Here is an 18,960-nt window from a genome sequence, read left to right as displayed (position 1 = left end):
GCAGCCTGCGCAGGAAACAGAAAACCCGGGCCCGCTTGGACACCAACAACCGTCGCGACACCAAGCGCAACCCGCCGGCTATGGACGACGCCGGGTGAGCCAAGGTTCCCTTTGACGCAGCAAGCAGGTCGGTCATCGGCTGCCTGTCGTCTCGTTGGAACTTGGCCGAGCCTTCTTCGTCCTTATTCACAGGACGCCTGATTTACCCCGGCAACGGCGCTGCGTGCTCCGGCAGTAAAAAGCACCGCCGATTCGCCGAACCCAACCTTGGAGATGCATGCAGCGGCCGCGCTCATACGGTCAGCCGCAGACTCCGTGCGCGTCGAAAGAATAGCCATGCGAGGACGAAACATGATTCTGGTAACGGGAGGTGCTGGTTATATCGGCTCACACGCTGTTCTGGAGCTGCTCCTGGCGGGCCATGAAGTGCTGGTGCTAGACAACCTTTGCAACAGCTCGAAGATCGCATTGGATCGCGTCGAAACCCTGGCTGGCCGCAAGGTGCAGTTCGTCAAGGGTGACGTACGTAACCGCTCACTGCTAAATGCTTTATTCGCGTCGTATCCGGTCACTGCCGTGCTGCACTTCGCTGGCCTCAAGGCCGTCGGCGAAAGCGTGCGCGAGCCGCTGCGCTATTACGAAACCAACGTCAGCGGCAGCATCGCGCTGTGCCAGGCGATGGCCGAAGCCGGCATTTTCAAGCTGGTGTTCAGCTCATCGGCAACCGTCTACGGCGATTCGCCGAAGATGCCGATCACCGAGCATTGCCCGACCGGCATCCCGACCAACCCATACGGCCAGTCCAAGCTGATGGCGGAAAATGTGTTGAAAGGGCTGGCCGAGTCCGACCCGCGTTGGTCGATCGCCCTGCTGCGCTACTTCAACCCCATTGGTGCGCACGAGTCCGGCTTGATCGGCGAAGACCCCAACGGCATTCCCAACAATCTGCTGCCCTACATGCTTCAGGTAGCCGTGGGTCGCCGCAAACAATTGAACGTTTACGGCGCCGACTACCCGACCCCGGACGGCACCGGCGTGCGCGACTACATCCACGTGGTCGATTTGGCCAAGGGACACCTGAAGGCGCTGGAGCGGCTGAACCTGGTTCATGGTGTTTCCACGTGGAACCTGGGCACCGGCCGCGGCTACTCGGTGCGGCAGATGGTCACTGCATTCGAGGAAGTGATCGGGCGACGGTTACCGCACGTATTCAAAGCGCGCCGCCCGGGCGACATCGCGCAGTGCTGGTCGGACCCGGCTAAGGCCCGCGAAGAACTGGGCTGGAAGGCGGAACGCGACTTGTTGACCATGCTGACCGATGCCTGGCGCTGGCAGAGTCGTAACCCGCAAGGGTATGCCGTGGAAAAGCCCGCCGCAGCAACGGGCGCAACGGCCGACACCGCGCTGGCCAGCTGATGCGGCTACTCATGGCCGCGCTATGCGGTCCGAATAGCATCAGGCCGTTGCGGTGCTGCTAGATCTGTAAGGTGGGCTGAAGCCCACCCTACATGCTGCGGAGCGCCGCCCGGCCCACCCTACACAGCCGCTACGTGGTTACCTCCCCGCTCAGCAAGCCGATCGAGACCGTAGGGTGGGCTTTAGCCCACCGTTGCTAGCACTTTGCGGGTCGTCAGCCCTTTCCCTCCGGCAAGCCTCTTCGGTGGGCTGAAGCGGAGCGCCGCCCGGCACACCCTACATAGTCGCTACGTGGTTTACCTTTCCGCTCAACTCGTTGCGTAACCACTCGGCCAGTCGCTCCGCACGGCGATCCAGGCGGCGAGCCGGCACCCAGAGGGCCAGCCTGGCGCGGGTCTCGATAAATCCCCACGGCGCAAGCAAGCGGCCCTGACGCAGGTCATCCGCCACCAGCTGTTGCGGGGCGATGGCGACGCCCAGTCCAGCCAGCGCCGCTTCCAGCAGAAAGTAGAGATGTTCGAAACCCTGCCCCATCTGCAATCTCGCCGAGTCGAGGCCGCTGCCGTTCGCCCAGGCGGGCCAGGCCTGGGGACGGGATATGGTATGCAGCAAAGGCTCACCGAGCAGCTCGTCCGGCCGCGCCTGGCGTAATGCCGCATAGCGCGGATGGTGCGGACTCAGCACGGGTCCAATGCGCTCGACGGTTAGTTCATGCACCTGCATGTCCGCAGGCCAAGGCGGCTCGGCGTATAACAGCGTGGCGTTCAGGCCAGGTTTGCGTGGGTCCAGCTCACCCTCGCTGGCGGATAGCTGTAGATGTAGGTCCGGCAGCTCTCGATTGAGCCGATCCAGCCGCGGAATGAACCAGCGCGCCAAAAGGCTGCCCGGGCAACCGAGCACGAACGGCGCGTCCACTGTTTGCTGACGTAGTTCGGCGCAGGTGCTGCGCAGCCGTTCGAAGGCCTCGCCCGCCGAGTCGCGCAGCCGCAGCCCTGCATCGGTGAGTTTTACGCCGCGCCCTTCCTTGCTGAACAGGGCCAGACCGAGATCATCTTCGAGCAGGCGGATCTGCCGGCTGACGGCACCGTGGGTCACGCTGAGCTCGGCTGCCGCTTGGCTCACGCTCTGCAGGCGAGCAGCCGCTTCGAAGGCGCGCAACGCATTGAGTGGAGGAAGACCTTGGCTCATCGGTGAGATTTCCTGACAGATTGCAGCGATCTTATCGCTTTTTATCCGGGCGCAACTCGGTTAATTTCCAGCTCATCGCGCAATTTCTGGAATCGATTGCCGCCACCCATTCCCCGCAGGAGATGACCATGACCTCATTCCGCAGCGGCCCTGATGCCAAGGGCCTGTTCGGCCACTTCGGCGGTCAGTACGTCGCCGAAACCCTGATGCCGCTCATTCACGAGCTGGCCGCCGAATATGAAAAAGCCAAGCAGGACCCCGAGTTCGCCAAAGAGCTGGCCTACTTCCAGCGCGACTACGTCGGTCGCCCTTCCCCGCTGTATTTCGCCGAGCGCCTGACCGAGGCCTGCGGCGGCGCGAAGATCTATCTCAAGCGCGAAGAACTCAATCACACCGGCGCGCACAAGATCAACAACTGCATCGGCCAGATCCTCCTGGCGCGGCGCATGGGCAAGCAGCGCATCATCGCCGAGACCGGTGCCGGCATGCACGGCGTGGCCACCGCCACCGTCGCCGCGCGCTTCGGCATGCAGTGCGTGATCTACATGGGCACCACCGACATCGACCGGCAGCAGGCCAACGTTTTTCGCATGAAGCTGCTCGGCGCCGAAGTGATCCCGGTCACCGCCGGCACCGGCACCCTGAAGGACGCGATGAACGAAGCTCTGCGCGACTGGGTGACCAACGTCCACAACACCTTCTACCTGATCGGCACCGTCGCCGGCCCGCACCCCTACCCGGCCATGGTCCGCGACTTCCAGGCGGTGATCGGCAAGGAAACCCGCGATCAGTTGCAAGCCCAGGAAGGCCGCCTGCCCGACTCGCTGGTTGCCTGCATCGGCGGCGGCTCCAACGCCATGGGCCTGTTCCACCCCTTCCTCGATGACCAGAGCGTGAAGATCATCGGCGTCGAGGCGGCCGGTCACGGCATCGAATCCGGCAAGCATGCCGCCAGCCTCAACGGCGGCGTGCCCGGTGTGCTGCACGGCAACCGTACCTTCCTGCTGCAGGATGAAGACGGCCAGATTATCGACGCCCACTCGATTTCCGCCGGCCTCGACTATCCCGGCATCGGCCCGGAACACGCCTGGCTGCACGACATTGGCCGCGTCGAATACACCTCGGTGACCGACGACGAAGCCCTGGCCGCGTTCCATAAATGCTGCCGCCTGGAAGGCATCATCCCGGCCCTGGAAAGCGCCCACGCGCTGGCCGAAGTCTTCAAACGCGCCCCTGGCCTGCCGAAGGATCACCTGATGGTGGTCAACCTCTCCGGCCGCGGCGACAAGGACATGCAGACCGTCATGCACCACTACGACGAACAGGAAGAACACATATGAGCCGCCTGCAGACGCGCTTTGCCGAACTCAAACAACAGAACCGTGCCGCGCTGGTGACCTTCGTCACTGGCGGCGATCCTGATTACGCCACCTCGCTGGCCATCCTCAAGGGCCTGCCGGAGACCGGCGCCGACGTGATCGAACTGGGCATGCCCTTCACCGACCCGATGGCCGATGGCCCGGCGATCCAGCTGGCCAACATCCGCGCCCTCGCCGCCAAGCAGGACCTGGCCAAGACGCTGCAGATGGTTCGCGAATTCCGCCAGGGCAATCAGGACACGCCGCTGGTGCTGATGGGCTACTTCAACCCGATCCACAAAATGGGCGTCGAGCGCTTCATCGAAGAGGCGCTGGAAGCCGGCGTCGATGGTCTGATCGTCGTCGACCTGCCGCCGGAACATAACGAAGACCTCTGCGACCCGGCCCAGGCCGCGGGCCTCGACTTCATCCGTCTGACCACCCCGACCACCGATGACAAGCGCCTGCCCACCGTGCTCAACGGCAGCTCGGGCTTCGTCTACTACGTCTCGGTGGCCGGCGTGACTGGCGCCGGTTCCGCGACGCTGGAACACGTCGAGGAAGCCGTCGCGCGTCTGAAGCGTCACACCGACCTGCCCGTCGCCATCGGCTTCGGCATCCGCACCCCAGAGCAGGCCGCAGCGATCGCTCGCCTGGCTGATGGCGTCGTAGTCGGCTCCGCCCTGATCGACCAGATCGCCAATGCCAAGAGCAGCGAGCAAGCGGTCGAAGGCGTATTGGGGTTGTGTCGCGAGCTGAGCGAAGGAGTTCGGAAAGCTCGCGGCTGAAGGCTTTGGTGGGCTGAAGCCCACCCTACAGGAGCATCATGTGCGTGCTCCAAACCGTAGGGTGGGCTTCAGCCCACCTTTGCCCGTACACACCATCCGCATCACCCATGAAGGCAAGGAGGCCTCATGTCCAACTATCGCCGCAGCCAGGTGCCCGGCGGCACGTGGTTTTTCACCGTGACCTTGGCCGACCGCCAATCTCGGTTGCTGATCGAAGAAATCGCTCTACTTCGCCATGCCTACCGCCAGGCTCAACGCTCCCACCCCTTTCAAACCCTCGCCATTTGCGTCCTGCCCGATCACCTTCACGCCATCTGGACGCTTCCTGAAGGCGACGCCGACTTTGCCGGTCGCTGGAGTTTGCTTAAGAGCAGCTTCTCTCGACAGCTTCCGGCCACGCCCCGAAACCCGAGCCAGCTGCGCAAGCGAGAGAAAGGCATCTGGCAGCGCCGGTATTGGGAGCATCAGATCCGTGACGCACTGGACCTGCAGCGCCATGTGGACTACATCCACTTCAACTCGGTCAAGCATGGGCTGGTTGAGCGAGCCGCGGACTGGCCCTATTCGAGCTTCAATCGGTACGTCGAAAAGGGCCTGTTACCGCACGATTGGGCCGGTGGAACTGGGGCGGACGGCTCATTCGGAGAATAATCCAATGAGTGTGCGACGAGGAACCTGGTGGGCTGAAGCCCACCCTACGGGGTTGAAGCCCACGTTACATCTATCGGGTATCAACGACGCCACGTCCCGTTGCAGCTCGTAGGGTGGGCTTTAGCCCACCACATGCCACCCATCCCGTGCTTCGTTCCGCCCTCTGCACCGGACCAACCGCCCCCGGTGGGCTGAAGCCCCACCCGGCATAGCCTTAGACGCTGCGGCTCCCGTAGGGTGGGCTTCAGCCCACCGTGGAATACGCGGAGGGACGGACAATGCCAACCCTCCACCGTCGATGACCAATATCAACCGGCTCGATTTCGACCGAGCCGTCTGAGCGCGTAGGATGCCCTACACATCCCCAGTACCCAAGCGAGGAGATTGTCTATGCCCGATACCACCTATGCACCGCCAAAGGTCTGGACGCACGACGCACCGTCGGGCGGCAAGTTCGCCAGTATCAATGCCCCGACCGCCGGCGCGCGGGAGGAACGGGCGCTCCCGGTCGGCAAGCATCCGCTGCAGCTCTACTCGCTGGCCACGCCCAACGGCGTGAAGGTCACCATCATGCTCGAAGAGTTGCTCGCCCTCGGTCATACCGGTGCCGAGTACGACGCCTGGCTGATCAAGATAGGCGACGGCGATCAGTTCGGGAGCGGCTTCGTCGAGATCAACCCGAACTCCAAAATCCCCGCGTTGACCGACCACAGCCTCGACACACCGGTACGCGTGTTCGAGTCCGGCTCGATCCTCGTCTACCTCGCTGAGAAATTCGGCGCTTTCCTGCCCACGGAAACCCGCGCACGGACCGAAACCCTGAACTGGCTGTTCTGGCAGATGGGCTCGGCGCCCTTCCTCGGCGGCGGTTTCGGGCATTTCTATGCCTACGCGCCGGAAAAGTACGAGTATCCGATCAACCGCTACGCGATGGAGGTCAAGCGCCAGCTCGACGTGCTCGACCGCCAGCTGGCCGAAAACCGCTACATCGCGGGCGACGAATACACCATCGCGGACATGGCGATCTGGCCTTGGTATGGCGTGCTGGCGCGCGGCGAGCTGTATAACGCTGCCGAATTTCTCTCGGTGCAGGACTACAAGCATGTGCAGCGCTGGGCCGCTGAAGTGGCCGAACGCCCTGCCGTAATCCGCGGCCGCAAGGTCAATCGTACCTGGGGCGACGAGTCGGAACAGGTGCCTGAACGGCATAGCGCCTCGGACCTCGACTGATTGGCCCGATCGACGCGTAGGGTGGAAAACGGCATCGCCTTTTCCACCGTCACCCCGGGCCTCGCCGTAGCCAAGAGAACGTAGGATGGGCCGTGCGGCGTTCCGCTTCAGCCCACCAATGCGTCTACCTCTGGTGGGCTGAAGCCCACCCTACCCTTACCACTAGCACCGCTCGCCTCGGCGGCCGGCCGACGCTCATCGCAACCGGCGTTGCCTGCCGCCAACCCCAGGCAATCTTCGACAAAAACACCTACGCCACTAGCCAAGCCAGTCGCGTAGTGTGGGCCGGGCGGCGTTCCGCCACCAACATCCCGTTCACCTCTGATGGACTACGGCCCTCCATAGAGGATCGCTCGGTCAGGGTTTAAACCAAGGCAGTGGCTCGATGGGTTGCACCCAACCTACGGAGCGGGTGTCCGAGCCAGCGAACTGCCATAGCGCTCGTGCAAGGCGAGTCTGACCGCTGATCCTCCAGTTCTGAACTATGGCAGTACGGCCTGACCCAATGTTCATGAGCGTTGCACGTGAGACCGGTGACGCAGCCATCATTCATGGCTGCTCCACCCCGACCTTTCGTCAGGCCATCCTGATAAGCGCAGCGCTCCAGATACCTAGTTGTTCAACACAACGCGAGGTGAACCATGAAACACACACTGGTAGCAGCGTTCGCAACACCAACCGACGCCAGCCGCACCTATGGCGACCTGATGTCGAGAGGCATTGCTCGGGAGCAGATTCATACCGTGGGCGCCGATAGCGCGGAAATACATGGCTACGACGCACCCTACTCCACCGCCAACAGCACGGTAGACCGGACACATCACGAGTCCAAAGTAGCCCACTTCTTCAAGTCGCTTTTTGGCCATGAGCCGCACGAAGATCATCGCCGCCACGCCACGGCCTATCCAGAGGCCGTGCGCCGAGGCGCCACGGTGATCGCAGTCGACGTGTACGACGACGATCAGTTGGTCAGGGCGCGCGATGCGCTGGAGTACAACGGCGCCATTAGCATTGACGAGAGCGGAACCGGTGCCAGCGGTACGGCGGCCACGCAGGGCTATGCCGGGCCGACCAGCCCTTATGCCGGTGCGACCGGCGGCGACAGTCATCTCGACAAGCATTTCGTTGGGTCAACCACCACGACCTCCAATACCCATTCCGACAGCGAGCGCCTCGCCCACGCGGCGGGCGCCGGCCCGACTGGCGACCCGTCCGCTACCAACCATGACAGGACAGCTACTGTCGATACGGACCGATACGATGTCGGCAGCAGCGCCAAACGAGCCGGTACGGATTTTCCAGACACCTTGGCGACCAACCCCGTGACCGGCGGCGGAAACACCGTGCACGAATCCGGACAGGCCGCGAGCTGCAGTGACCGAATCTGCGTGATCCAGCGACCAAGCTGATTCCCGACGTGAACCCTGTGCTGCACGAATGCACGCCACGGCTCGAAGACTTTCGGGCCGTGGCGTACGTAGGCGAGCCTTTGTGCGACATCCGATGGAATAGTCGTGATGAGTGTCAGCAGCAACGTCATCCAATTGCGGAATAGGGAGCCCGTGATTGGACCGCTTATCCACGACAGGACGGGAGTGGCAACGCTACTACCTGCCGCTCCGTTGCGCGCGGGCACATTCCGCTCTGCTTTCAGCGCCGTTCAGCCCAAAGCGCGTCGTAATCCAGCGCTCCCGATCGTCCACGCCACACAATCTTCAGTCAGCCCCAACGCGGCATTAGCCAGCGAATTGCTCTGGTAAGGCTTGCGCAGCTTGAGCCCGATCTCTGACGCGACCAGCGCTGCCGTCGCCCCTATCAGCGCGGGTAGCCATACCGGCTCCCGTCGTGCACCGGCCAATGCCGCCGCGGTCACGCCACCCGACAACGCACGAAACATCATCGAAGGCAAAATCGTCCGATCCGGCGCAAAGGGCATCTTGTCGCCCAGCAGCTCGGCAGCAGCCATGGGTATCAGAAATTGCTGGGCGCGGTGCGAGGCCAGCGTACACGCCGGCTCGTCTGCTTCATCGATGTCGTCATGCGCGCCCAGTGCCCGGCTGGCCATCGTTGGCGCCAGTGTGCTGCGCATGCCTGTCACCAAGCCCAGCGCCAGGGCACCCCAAAACAGACTGCTGGATATCGTCATCTTCAAATCTCCCGGTGGTTGTTAATACCGACCGGCCTCGCACCGCAGGCGTTCACCTGGGGAGATCGACTGTCGATGCAACCCAACCGCTACCTACTGGTCAGCTATCACCACTGGTAGAACCCATAGATCACCACGCCAAGGCCGAACCCCATCTGCGCCAGTAGCAGCGCACGGATAGCGAAGGTATAGCTGATGACCGGGTTCTGTCCCTGCGCATCGTTGGCAAAGAGCCGGTAGCTGGCAGGAAACACGGACTCGATCTCCTTGAGCGCCGTGATGGTCAGTTGCAACAGCTGGCGGCTGCGCGCATCGACGAGCCAGAACACCATCGCCAACAAGACGGTGAACGCGCCCAGCAATACCAGTAATCCTGGCGAGAAGCCCCGCTCCAACGCGGCCAGCACACCGCCATCAGCAAAGATCGCCAGCACGACGAAGAAGTTGAACCCCCGCAGACGCTGCTCGGCATTGAGTTTGAAATGGGCCCAAACGAACCCTCGACTGTCCACGCGATTGCCCTCCATCGAAAGGTCGGCCATGTGACCCGTTCAAGCCGTGCCGTGCAGAATCGCTTTATCGGCCGTCAAGCCCGCGGCAACCCACGTGCACATCAATCCTGAACCAAGGATGGCATCGAGCGAAGCGTACCCACCGGGGCAAACCTAAAGCCCTGCCCGTCTTACCGATACCGGTAATTTTCGATCATTCATATGAGAGCGTCGCCGTGACGATAAATCCCATCGCCGGCGGTTGGATAGCGGAGCAAGGGCTTCCCGGTAGGGTGGGCTTCAGCCCACCGCGCACAACGGCACCGCCCCGGTGGGCTAAAGCCCACCCTACGTGCCGATCTTCCATCGTCGTCGGTCACTCGACGCCGACAAACCCGCCCGTCTGGTGCTGCCACAGGCGCGCATAGAGGCCGCCGCGCTCGATCAGTTCGGCATGGGTGCCGGTCTCGATCACCTGGCCCTTGTCGATCACCACCAGGCGATCCATGCGCGCGATGGTCGACAGCCGGTGAGCGATGGCGATGACCGTCTTGCCGTCCATGAGGGTATCCAGGCTCTCCTGAATCGCCGCTTCGACTTCCGAATCCAGCGCCGAGGTGGCTTCGTCGAGTACCAGGATCGGCGCGTCCTTGAGCAGCACCCGGGCAATGGCGATGCGTTGGCGTTGCCCACCTGATAACTTGACGCCCCGTTCGCCAACCATGGCCTCGAAGCCCAAGCCACCCTGGCTGTCGTCCAGCGTTTTGATGAACTCGTCCGCACGGGCCTTGCGCGCCGCTGCCCAAAGTTGTTCTTCGCTGGCGTCAGGCTTGCCGTAGCGCAGGTTGTCGCGAATCGAGCGGTGCAGCAGCGAGGTGTCTTGGGTGACCACGCCAATGTTGGCGCGCAGGCTCTCTTGGCTGACGTCTGCGACGTTCTGGCCGTCGATCAGGATGCGCCCGCTTTCCAGGTCATAGAGGCGCAGCAGCAGGTTGACCAGCGTGGACTTGCCGGCGCCTGAAGGCCCGACCAGGCCGATCTTCTCGCCGGGGCGGATGTCGATGCTGAGGCCGCTGATCACGCCACCCTTTTTGCCGTAATGGAAATGCACGTCATCGAAGCGCACGCCGCCCTGCTCCACCTGCAGCGGCTTGGCGTCTTCGCGGTCGAGCACGTGGCGCGGCTGGACAATGGTCCGCATGCCGTCCTGCACAGTGCCGACGTTTTCGAAAATGCCGTTGACCACCCACATGATCCATTCGGCCATGTTGTTGATGCGGATCACCAGGCCCAACGCCAGGGCGATGGCGCCGGTGCTGATCAGCGCCTCGCTCCACAGCCACAGCGCCAGCGCGCCGGTGCCAACGATCAACAAGCCGTTCAGGCAGGTGATCAGGAAGTCCAGGCTGGTTATGGTGCGCGACTGCAGGCGGAACTTGCCGAGCAACTCCTGCATGGCCTCACGTGCGTAGCTTTCTTCCTCCTTCGAATGGGCGAACAGCTTGAGCGTGGCGACGTTGCTGTAACCGTCCACCACCCTCCCCATCACCTTCGAACGCGCCGCAGAAGCCGCCGCCGAGCGCGCCTTGATGCGCGGCACGAAGTACCAGAGCGCCGCGCTGTAACCGATGATCCACAGCGACAACGGCACGATCAGGCGCAAGTCAGCGGCGGCGAACAGATACAGCGCGCTGCCGGCGTAGACCACCACATGCCACAGCGCATCGATCACCTGCATGGCCGAGTCGCGCAGCGACGGGCCGGTCTGCATCACGCGCTGGGCGATGCGCCCGGCAAAATCGTTCTGGAAGAAATTAAGGCTCTGCTTGAGCACATAACGGTGGTTCTGCCAGCGAACCAGATTGGTCAGCCCCGGGTTGATCGCCTGATGGGTGAGCAAGTTATGCAGGCCGAACACCAAGGGCCGGATGATCAGCGCCACCAGCGCCATCCACAGAAGCTCATTGCGGTGTTCCACGAAGAAGGTCTGCGCATCGCGGGTGGTCTGCGCCATGTCGATCAACTGACCGAGAAAGCTGAACAGCGCTACCTCGATCAAGGCCGCGAAAAAGCCGATCACCAGCACAGCGGTCATCAACGGCCAAACCTGCTTCAGGTAATGGGCGTAGAACCGCAGCATGCCGGCGGGCGGCGCTATGTCAGGGCTGGGCTTGAAGACGTCGATCAGGTTTTCGAAACGGCGGAACAACATGGGGTGAGGTCTGCTTTGGCGAGGGGGTGGGTTTGGTGCTTGGCTTTGTTGGACGTCAGCCGCCCAGCGGCGTTTCCGCATCACACGCTGAGCCTGCTCCCGCCTGTCGATTAGGCTACGTTGGGCGCCGCGTCTTAATGATCACGTAGGTTGGATTAGCCGAAGGCGTAATCCGACGTTCGGGTGGTTGGTGCGGTTGTGGGGCGGGGCGACGGATACAACCGTTTCGCGGTAAACGACGGAAGCACCTCCGGCGATTCCATCCTACGGAAAGCAATCCGCCATACCGAGATGCTCGCGGAGGCTGACAGCTCTGTGGGTGTCGTGGCGAAAGGGGCAAACGGAGCTTGAGTGAGAGGCAATCCCGCGTCGGTTGTCTATGACGCCCTGCGCGGCGCCAAATAAAGGAAGCCCGCACTAGGCGGGCTTCCAGCGGTGCACGATTATTAGAACGCGAGCTGGTAAGAGGCGGCTATCCAAAGATTGGGCATGTCGCTGCGCGAGGTGCCGTTCAACATGAACGAAACGGTACCGGGGCCAACCAAGCCCTCCACACCGGCGCCAGCCTTTACCCAGTCATTGGTGACTTCCTCTCCCTTCACTTTGAAAGTGAAAAGACCAGTCACATCACCGCTGACGCCAGCGGTACGGTCTTCAAACCGATGCGCGCCTTCTAAGTTCGTGACGAAGTCGAAACCTGGAATTGGAAGAGGCGTTTTGGTATTGAAGCCAAGGCGAGCTTCAGTGTATCGGTCAGTCTGGCTATCAAAACGAGCAGGAGCATTGCCGCTCTTTTCGATGTACCCGTCGACCTGGGCATTCGTATAGCTAAAGTCCACATACGGGCTGATGCCAGTTTTATGAAGGGTAAGCGCATTTACCCAATCCAAACGAGCACGAGCACCCCAAGTATCGGTATCGGCTTTGCCGCGGGACGAGTCAAGGGCGTCGCCATAAATATAGCCACGGCGAATTTCACTCTCACCCCAATGGCCGAAACCGCCAAACGTTGCATACACGCTGTGCTGCTCAGATACTGGGATGATCGCTTCCAGCATCACGTATTGGCCATCTGCATCGATGTCGCCGCTGTATGCGAGATTCTGCTTCGCCCAGGTCTGGCCAATGGAAACGTTGATCTGCGCAAAGCCGAAGTTCCTACCAAGTCCAAACTCAGCTACGCCATTGGAGCCATCGCGTTCGCCGTGGTCATCATGACCCCAGTCTCCGCCTATCCAGAAGGTATTCTTGCCAGGCTCGACTAAGCGTGCGATTGGGCGGCTATGCGCGCCGTTAATCAGGACGTTGACATTACTAGTAACGGAATTGATACCAGAGGAGGCAGAGATCAGGCTGTCTACCGAGGACGCTAGCGTGATCATTTCTTTCTCAATTACCTCCGGCGGTAACGGCGCTTCAGGTACCTCGGGCGTTTCTGGAATCTCAGGCGTTACTGGCGATAGAGCAGTTCTCGTGGCGGTCGCGTAGGAGTACGAGTCATCTACCCTCGGGCAACTAGTTGGGCAGTTGATGACTGATCCTTGGTAGTAGTCGATCGAGACGTATCCATTGTTCAATCCATAGCCGAACAGTAGAAAAGGCGCGCCTGGTAGCTGGTCGGTAATCAATCCGGACAAAGCAAACGACAGTGACTGGTTTCCCCACCAGTATTGGGATTCAAGCAGAGACGACATATCGGTATAGGACGTGTACGCGGACCCAATGGTGTATTTATAACCGTCGTATTCAACGTCCATGGTACCGGGGGCAGCGTGAGCGGCAGATATGCAACCCATCAACAGCGCGCTAAAGATAGTGTTGGGCAAAAGCTTGTTGAAGCGACGCATGAAAATCCTCTCCGAAAAAACGCCCCAAAACAGATCGCGACTCGCCATCCAGCGAGCGGCGCGGAAATCTATGCCTCGCAGAGGCTAAACGCCATCAAAATCTTACAGGCGGTAACGCCTCAAAGACTTATCGGCGTTCAGTAGCCCATCTGAAGGTAAAACGAAGCTTGGCGACATACGGTACGTTGCAGGGACATTTGCGGTACCTGTATTGGCACACCGAAACCTGCACAGGTTAAGGAGCTAATGCGTATGTCTCAGCCGGTGTTTTCATGCCGAGAGCCGGATGCGGTCTGCGGTTGTTATCAAGCCTTTTATCGTTCTGTCGGCGTGCTGTAGCGTCTCAAACCGATGCTGGGGAGAAAATAAATCTGTCCCCTTTTCAGAAAATAAATCTGTCCCCTTTTCGGTCTGTCCCCTTTTCGGTCCCCTTTTCGATTTGATCCGACGTTCGAGAGAGTTGGTACGGCGCGTGGAAGTTGCTTTTGCGTGATAAGACGAACGAGCGGACAGCAAAGTGAACGATGTTTGGATTTGAGTGAGAACGACCAGCAAGCAGAGAGGACGGATAAATAAATCCGCCTCCCCTTTCTGCGACCTCGCTAGCCCTTTGGAATCGACTCAGGACGCAGATAAGGCAGCATATGAGCCACGTAGTCCGCTTTGCCGAGATTGATCCCTTCTTTACGCAATATCGAATAGGCGGTCATGACGTGGAAATAGAACTGAGCCAGCGTCCAGTCACGGGCGTATTGCTCCGCCGTCAGGTCGAAAATCATCCGGTTTGCCAGTTCGTGGGCGATTGGCTTATCCGCGTTTGCATCCAGCGCATCGGCTGTGAGCCCGTCGAGCAACGCGACCGTCTCATCGATCCGGGCATAAGCATCAGCAAGAGAGCCCGGCCGCTCGCCAGCGTGCCGCCCCTCATCCAGCAGCTCGTTGATGGCAGCCGGAACCGCCTCTCCTTTCAGACGGCACATGGCTTCTCTGGCCTGCACGCACGCAAAGCGAATCTGAGTCGACAGCGGAAACATGTCCGGCGCCAGCCGCGCCGATAGCAGCGCTTGCGCCTCTGCTTCCGGTAGCTGGGCCTGCGCCTTCTTCAGCCAGCCTGAGAGGGTTTTGAGCATTTGCGTGTAGGTTGGGACGAGGAGTGTCGTTAGCAGCATGGCTTCCTACCTTGTGGGGATTAATGGCAAATTTACGCCGAAGAAGGTGTCAGGGTGTGATGAAGCTAGCCACCTGAAAGGTAGATAAATCTGTCCCCTTTTTCTCTTTTTCCTTATTTATTAAGGCCGATCAAGTGCAGGCAGAACGTTACTCTCTACCTCCCTAATCCCCAGCGGGGATATGACAACTATCTCGTCGTTTTTATCGTATTCTACAAATCGGGACTCATGAAGTTTTTTTAATACGTTTGACTTAAACAAGCTGCTATGAAAATTCATATGACGCTGCAGGCCTGAGTACAGGGAAGTTCTGTGAATCAGTAATTCGTTTGATGCAGAATGAAATATTCGGATCATATACGCTTTTCGATACGCATATCCCTAATTTTGCAGAGGAATGCAGAAAACTTGTTTCCGCACCAAAATCTAATGGCAATGAATCTCTAAGAATAATAGTGCCAAGGGCGTTGGTATTTCTTTATACAGTAAGAGGGAAGCGCGGCGTAGGTCATGTTGGGGGTGACATTCAAGCAAATATCATCGATCTGACCGCAACAGTTAAAGTCTGTGATTGGGTGATATGTGAGCTTATTAGAATTTATCATAAACTACCTCTCGAAGAGGCTCAGAGTATCGTTGATAGCATCGCCTTGAAAGCTGTTCCTGCTATTTGGGAAGTTAGAGGAAAAAGGCGTGTGATGAGCAATAAATTAAATTTTAAGCAAAAGACGTTACTGCTCTTGTATGCCGATCTTCACCAAGGGGTCCTGACTGAAGACCTATTTGAATGGGTAGAGTATTCACGCCTAGCGACTTAATATATCTAGCTTTAACCTCTAGATAGCTATCTATAATCTTGTCTCGCAACTCTTCACTAACCGCCGCCAAACACTCTTCTAAGGTCTCTTTATTTAACTGCTGTGTACTCATACTGCCCGTTTTCATCCTTGCTTCTTGAGAGGAGATTGCTTCTCGTGGCTCTCGTTAATGATGAAGACAGATCGGTGACCTTGTATGTATAAGCGAGACTTTCTTTACAATGTTCTATGATTTTATCAATGGTTTTGGATGTGCTAAAAAACCCATCACTAGTTAGATTTTTAATAAGTTCTCCAGGCCCAGGCCTACTGTTTGGATTTTTGGCTGGATTCGAAATTTTAGATCCCTGTTTATCCCCACTTGGAGCACCTCGTTTTTTGGTCCTGGTTTTTGACTTAGCTGATAATGAGCTAAAGAATTCACCTATATCGTTTGAACGTAATCGCTCAATGAGTTCTTTGGCAGATTTTTTCCCGGTACTGTCAGCTTTAGAGTGGCTGACTTTCCAGCGCCAGAGTCGATCATTAATGTATTATAGGCTCGCATATACGAGGCGAAATGTTTGGCGTCCATACAAGCATGCCTTACGCATTCAGCACGAATATTTTCAACTAGCACATACTCATTCCCAGCTATAGATTCTGCAAAAGCGAGGAGAAGTGCAACGCCAACGATTTTTTCTTTTAAATTTTTCCCAGGTACATCTTGGACTATATAAGTTTTATTGTCGTGCACTTCAAAAATATCTTCATATGAAACGCATTCACTTTCAACAACCTGCTCAGCTGCGTTCTTATTACTTATCCTCTCGCCTGGAACGCTAGCCTCGAACTTCTGCACCGAGGTTGTTTTTAAAAGCTGTTGCTTTATCTCATGTTCAAAACGCGTAATCTGCTTATCTACAAAATCCGAGTCGCCCTCAATATCAACAACACCGCTTGAAAGATCGATATTTATTCTAACTCTAGTCATATCTAACCACCAATTTATCAATTTATATTATTGTTTCGTTAATCTGACAGGCAACTTCGCCTAGCTCGCCTTCGCAGCAAGCAACGAGGTGAACAGCCCGATCCGCAGCGACTCAGTTCGGGTAACGCGGGGGCGTGCTCGGAAAAGCGGCGCTCACCGGGAGTATCGAACTGACATTGCGACCGAACGGGTGAAAAGCGGACCATCTGTACCTGTCCTTGGTGCGGGCGTGGTGCCCGTTGTGCTGGCCGCTGGGCTTAAGCCGGGGCGGGAAGTGTAATTAGATGCGCAATCCTGATGCGTTCGGTCACGTTACCGGCGGTGCCGAATCCGGTAAAGCATCCGATAGGCTTAATCACCACTTTTTATGGGGTTACCGAATTACGGCTTCGCTTAGCGGACGGCGAGGGCGGGCGCAGACCTTAGCCGGCCTGAACCCCCAAAATCTCCCTTACCTTGGCGGCGAGGGCATCGATGGCGAAGGGTTTGGTAATCACAGCCATGTCTGGGCCAAGAAAGTCGCTGGCGGTGGCGCTTTCGGCGTAGCCGGTGGCGAACAGCACTTTCAGGCCGGGGCGGTGTTGGCGGGCGATTTCCGCCAGCTGGCGGCCGTTCATGCCGGGCAGGCCGACGTCGCTGACCAACAAGTCGATGCGCTGGGCGCTTTCGATGATGGGCAGAGCTTCCGAGGCGTCTCCGGCTTCGAGGGTCTGGTAACCAAGGTCGTCGAGCACTTCGATCACGAGGGAGCGGACAACGGGCTCGTCCTCGACCACCAGGATGGTTTCGCCCATGCCCTGGGTGGCCAACACCGGTTCCGCCGGCATGGATGCTGTCTCGCCCTTGTAGACGGGAAGGTACAGGTAAATGCTCGTACCGCTGCCGGGCTTGGATTTGATGTGAACATAGCCTTTGGCTTGCTTGATGTAGCCATACACCATGGACAGCCCGAGCCCGGTGCCCTGACCGATGGGTTTGGTGGTGTAGAAGGGCTCGAATGCCCGGTGTTTGACTTCCGGCGTCATGCCCGTACCGGTGTCGGTTACGGTCAGAAGGATGTAGTCGCCCTCGGTCAGGACTCGCTTTTGCGGGTCCGGCTTTTTACCCATGTGAAAGCTGCTGGTTGTGAGGGTGATCTTGCCCCCGTGAGGCATGGCGTCCCGCGCGTTGATGACCAAGTTGAGCAGGGCGCTTTCAAGCTGGTTGATATCCATGCAGGCGGGCGGCAAATCGGGAGCCAGCGCCGTGACAACGGTGATGTTTTCGCCCGTGGTGCGGTGCAGCAGATCTTCGAGCGAGGCCACCATCTGGTTGACATCAATCGGCTTGAGATCCAGTGCCTGCCGACGGGAAAAGGCCAGAAGCCGTTGCGTCAAAGCCGCAGCACGCTGGGCGGAGCTGGCCGCTGCGTTGATGTAGCGGTCGAGATCCAGCGGCTCGCCGCGGCGGTGGCGTCGCTGCATAAGGTCGAGGCTGCCGACGATACCGGTGAGCAGGTTGTTGAAATCATGGGCGATGCCGCCGGTGAGCTGACCGACGGCCTCCATCTTCTGCGCCTGATGCAGCGCTTCTTCGGTTCTGCCGCGCTCGGCCACTTCCTCGGCTACTCGCGCTTCCAGGTTCTCGTTGAGCTGCCGCAAACGGTGCTCACTGATGCGCAGGGCCTCTTCGGCATGCCAGCGCGCGCTGATATCGGTACAGGCCCCGGCCACGTGAGTAGGATCGCCCACCGCATTGCGGAACACCTTGGCCTTGCACGCCAGCCATTGCTCGGGGCCTGCGCGCGCCAACCGAAACTCCACCGAGAAGTCCTGGCGGTCGGCGTAATGCTTCATTGCCTGGCATATCCGCTGTCGGTCCTCGGGGTGGACGTGCTGCAGAAAGGCCTCGACGGTATCGAGCTTCTGGCCCAGCGGAAGATTGAGAATCTGCTCCATGGCACTATCGAAGTGAAGGATGCCGTCGGGCAGGTACCAATTGAATGTGCCCGTTCCGGAGGCCAGCAGCGCTGCGCGAAAGCGCTCGTCGAGATAGTCCATCCGCTGCCTGGACTCTTCTCGGCTGAGGAGCCGTTCGGTTACGTCCTCGGTCTTATGGACGATGCAGTACATCTTTCCCTTCTTGTCGAAGATCGGGACGTTGACCGGACTCCAGTAACGCACTTGGTAGCCTTCGCCTTCGAGTTCCGGTCTGGGAATGTCGTACTTGATGATCGACATGCGGTCGGCCATCCCGGTTTGCAGGACGCGATCCAGCGAAGCGCGCAATGCACAGCTGCCGAACTCATCCGGCTCATCCGGATTCTTGCCGAACACATCGAATATCGAACGGCCGATGCAATCCTCGCGGCGCTTGTTGATGGCACGCAGATGGGCATCGCTAATTGCCAGAATGATGAAACCCGGGTCGGCAGACAGGACCAGATTGGGTGCGGGCAAGGCTTCGAATACGGCCTTGAAATCCAGTTCTTGCTTCATCGGTTTCAGCATCGACCCCCGCTGAGGGCACTTTCCACTGAGACAGATGCGGTATTCGGAGGTGCGGCGCGATAAGTCGTGCTACACGCCTGAAACGCCCGGTTTGCGGGCCGAAACGGGCTGAAAGGGGCTGGCTAAAGCGGCCGTACCGACTGTCGGCTGCCGTGCGCAACCGAAGCCGGACGACGACCGGCTC

General features: G+C 59.3%; 15 protein-coding genes. 7 read left to right on the top strand and 8 right to left on the bottom strand.

The genetic code is table 11. The features are described 5' to 3' along the window. Positions 1–351: 351 nt before the first annotated feature. A complete protein-coding gene (gene galE, locus NAV33_RS09690; RefSeq protein WP_255979403.1) occupies positions 352–1,416 on the top strand; it encodes a UDP-glucose 4-epimerase GalE in 1,065 nt (354 codons plus the stop codon). Positions 1,417–1,692: 276 nt separating this feature from the next. On the opposite strand, the gene NAV33_RS09685 is transcribed toward galE, so the two are convergent. Beyond that, on the bottom strand, positions 1,693–2,604 hold the full coding sequence (locus tag NAV33_RS09685; RefSeq protein WP_255979401.1) for a LysR family transcriptional regulator: 912 nt from the start codon (positions 2,602–2,604) through the stop codon (positions 1,693–1,695). A gap of 122 nt (positions 2,605–2,726) precedes the next feature. On the opposite strand from NAV33_RS09685, the gene trpB reads away from it, so the two are divergent. From trpB to NAV33_RS09660, 5 genes are all read left to right on the top strand, one after another. Beyond that, the gene (gene trpB / locus NAV33_RS09680; protein ID WP_272887299.1) at positions 2,727–3,944 is read left to right on the top strand and encodes a tryptophan synthase subunit beta; all 1,218 of its coding nucleotides are present in this window, start codon (positions 2,727–2,729) and stop codon (positions 3,942–3,944) included. Further along, entirely contained in the window at positions 3,941–4,750 is an 810-nt protein-coding gene (trpA, locus tag NAV33_RS09675; RefSeq protein WP_255979398.1) for a tryptophan synthase subunit alpha, read from the top strand. Before trpB ends, trpA begins: the two co-directional genes overlap by 4 nt. Positions 4,751–4,876: 126 nt before the next feature. Continuing rightward, complete coding sequence (locus tag NAV33_RS09670; protein ID WP_255979396.1) at positions 4,877–5,401, top strand: REP-associated tyrosine transposase; 525 nt, start codon at positions 4,877–4,879, stop codon at positions 5,399–5,401. Positions 5,402–5,791: 390 nt separating this feature from the next. After that, positions 5,792–6,631: a glutathione-dependent disulfide-bond oxidoreductase gene (yghU, locus tag NAV33_RS09665; protein WP_255979394.1), complete on the top strand. Its 840-nt coding sequence runs from the start codon at positions 5,792–5,794 to the stop codon at positions 6,629–6,631. A gap of 641 nt (positions 6,632–7,272) precedes the next feature. After that, positions 7,273–8,040, top strand: coding sequence for a hypothetical protein (locus NAV33_RS09660; protein WP_255979392.1), 768 nt, complete (start codon positions 7,273–7,275; stop codon positions 8,038–8,040). Positions 8,041–8,291: 251 nt separating this feature from the next. Here NAV33_RS09660 and NAV33_RS09655 read toward each other — a convergent pair whose 3' ends face one another. From NAV33_RS09655 to NAV33_RS09635, 5 genes are all read right to left on the bottom strand, one after another. Next, the gene (locus NAV33_RS09655; protein WP_255979390.1) at positions 8,292–8,777 is read right to left on the bottom strand and encodes a DUF4126 domain-containing protein; all 486 of its coding nucleotides are present in this window, start codon (positions 8,775–8,777) and stop codon (positions 8,292–8,294) included. Between the two features lie 107 nt (positions 8,778–8,884). Beyond that, complete coding sequence (locus tag NAV33_RS09650; protein ID WP_336605373.1) at positions 8,885–9,289, bottom strand: hypothetical protein; 405 nt, start codon at positions 9,287–9,289, stop codon at positions 8,885–8,887. A 355-nt stretch (positions 9,290–9,644) separates the two neighbouring features. Next, the gene (locus NAV33_RS09645) at positions 9,645–11,480 is read right to left on the bottom strand and encodes an ABC transporter ATP-binding protein (RefSeq protein ID WP_255979386.1); all 1,836 of its coding nucleotides are present in this window, start codon (positions 11,478–11,480) and stop codon (positions 9,645–9,647) included. 446 nt (positions 11,481–11,926) lie between these two features. Next, on the bottom strand, positions 11,927–13,327 hold the full coding sequence (locus tag NAV33_RS09640; protein WP_255979384.1) for an autotransporter outer membrane beta-barrel domain-containing protein: 1,401 nt from the start codon (positions 13,325–13,327) through the stop codon (positions 11,927–11,929). Between the two features lie 602 nt (positions 13,328–13,929). Next, entirely contained in the window at positions 13,930–14,496 is a 567-nt protein-coding gene (locus tag NAV33_RS09635; protein WP_255979382.1) for a DUF1993 domain-containing protein, read from the bottom strand. Positions 14,497–14,828: 332 nt separating this feature from the next. Here NAV33_RS09635 and NAV33_RS09630 point away from each other — a divergent pair, with 332 nt between their 5' ends. Continuing rightward, positions 14,829–15,314, top strand: coding sequence for a hypothetical protein (locus tag NAV33_RS09630; RefSeq protein ID WP_255979380.1), 486 nt, complete (start codon positions 14,829–14,831; stop codon positions 15,312–15,314). Positions 15,315–15,738: 424 nt separating this feature from the next. Here the strand turns inward: NAV33_RS09630 and NAV33_RS09625 are convergent, their stop codons facing one another. Then, positions 15,739–16,287, bottom strand: coding sequence for a hypothetical protein (locus NAV33_RS09625; RefSeq protein ID WP_255979378.1), 549 nt, complete (start codon positions 16,285–16,287; stop codon positions 15,739–15,741). A gap of 422 nt (positions 16,288–16,709) precedes the next feature. Further along, on the bottom strand, positions 16,710–18,764 hold the full coding sequence (locus NAV33_RS09620; RefSeq protein WP_255979376.1) for a hybrid sensor histidine kinase/response regulator: 2,055 nt from the start codon (positions 18,762–18,764) through the stop codon (positions 16,710–16,712). Positions 18,765–18,960 lie beyond the last annotated feature (196 nt).

Origin of the sequence: Stutzerimonas stutzeri (genome assembly GCF_024448715.1) — a bacterium.
GTDB classification, from domain to species: domain Bacteria; phylum Pseudomonadota; class Gammaproteobacteria; order Pseudomonadales; family Pseudomonadaceae; genus Stutzerimonas; species Stutzerimonas stutzeri_AR.
Note: the sequence above shows the minus strand (reverse complement) of the source record. Positions and strands in the feature narration are given on the sequence as shown.

What these genes read in the sequence shown, in the direction of transcription:
- NAV33_RS09645 (WP_255979386.1), bottom strand. Translation starts at nt 11,480, where the DNA reads ATGTTGTTCCGCCGTTTCGAAAACCTGATCGACGTCTTCAAGCCCAGC.
- NAV33_RS09670 (WP_255979396.1), top strand. Translation starts at nt 4,877, where the DNA reads ATGTCCAACTATCGCCGCAGCCAGGTGCCCGGCGGCACGTGGTTTTTC.
- NAV33_RS09630 (WP_255979380.1), top strand. Translation starts at nt 14,829, where the DNA reads ATGCAGAATGAAATATTCGGATCATATACGCTTTTCGATACGCATATC.
- NAV33_RS09640 (WP_255979384.1), bottom strand. Translation starts at nt 13,327, where the DNA reads ATGCGTCGCTTCAACAAGCTTTTGCCCAACACTATCTTTAGCGCGCTG.
- NAV33_RS09660 (WP_255979392.1), top strand. Translation starts at nt 7,273, where the DNA reads ATGAAACACACACTGGTAGCAGCGTTCGCAACACCAACCGACGCCAGC.
- trpB (WP_272887299.1), top strand. Translation starts at nt 2,727, where the DNA reads ATGACCATGACCTCATTCCGCAGCGGCCCTGATGCCAAGGGCCTGTTC.
- galE (WP_255979403.1), top strand. Translation starts at nt 352, where the DNA reads ATGATTCTGGTAACGGGAGGTGCTGGTTATATCGGCTCACACGCTGTT.
- NAV33_RS09635 (WP_255979382.1), bottom strand. Translation starts at nt 14,496, where the DNA reads ATGCTGCTAACGACACTCCTCGTCCCAACCTACACGCAAATGCTCAAA.
- trpA (WP_255979398.1), top strand. Translation starts at nt 3,941, where the DNA reads ATGAGCCGCCTGCAGACGCGCTTTGCCGAACTCAAACAACAGAACCGT.
- yghU (WP_255979394.1), top strand. Translation starts at nt 5,792, where the DNA reads ATGCCCGATACCACCTATGCACCGCCAAAGGTCTGGACGCACGACGCA.
- NAV33_RS09625 (WP_255979378.1), bottom strand. Translation starts at nt 16,287, where the DNA reads ATGACTAGAGTTAGAATAAATATCGATCTTTCAAGCGGTGTTGTTGAT.
- NAV33_RS09655 (WP_255979390.1), bottom strand. Translation starts at nt 8,777, where the DNA reads ATGACGATATCCAGCAGTCTGTTTTGGGGTGCCCTGGCGCTGGGCTTG.
- NAV33_RS09685 (WP_255979401.1), bottom strand. Translation starts at nt 2,604, where the DNA reads ATGAGCCAAGGTCTTCCTCCACTCAATGCGTTGCGCGCCTTCGAAGCG.
- NAV33_RS09620 (WP_255979376.1), bottom strand. Translation starts at nt 18,764, where the DNA reads ATGAAGCAAGAACTGGATTTCAAGGCCGTATTCGAAGCCTTGCCCGCA.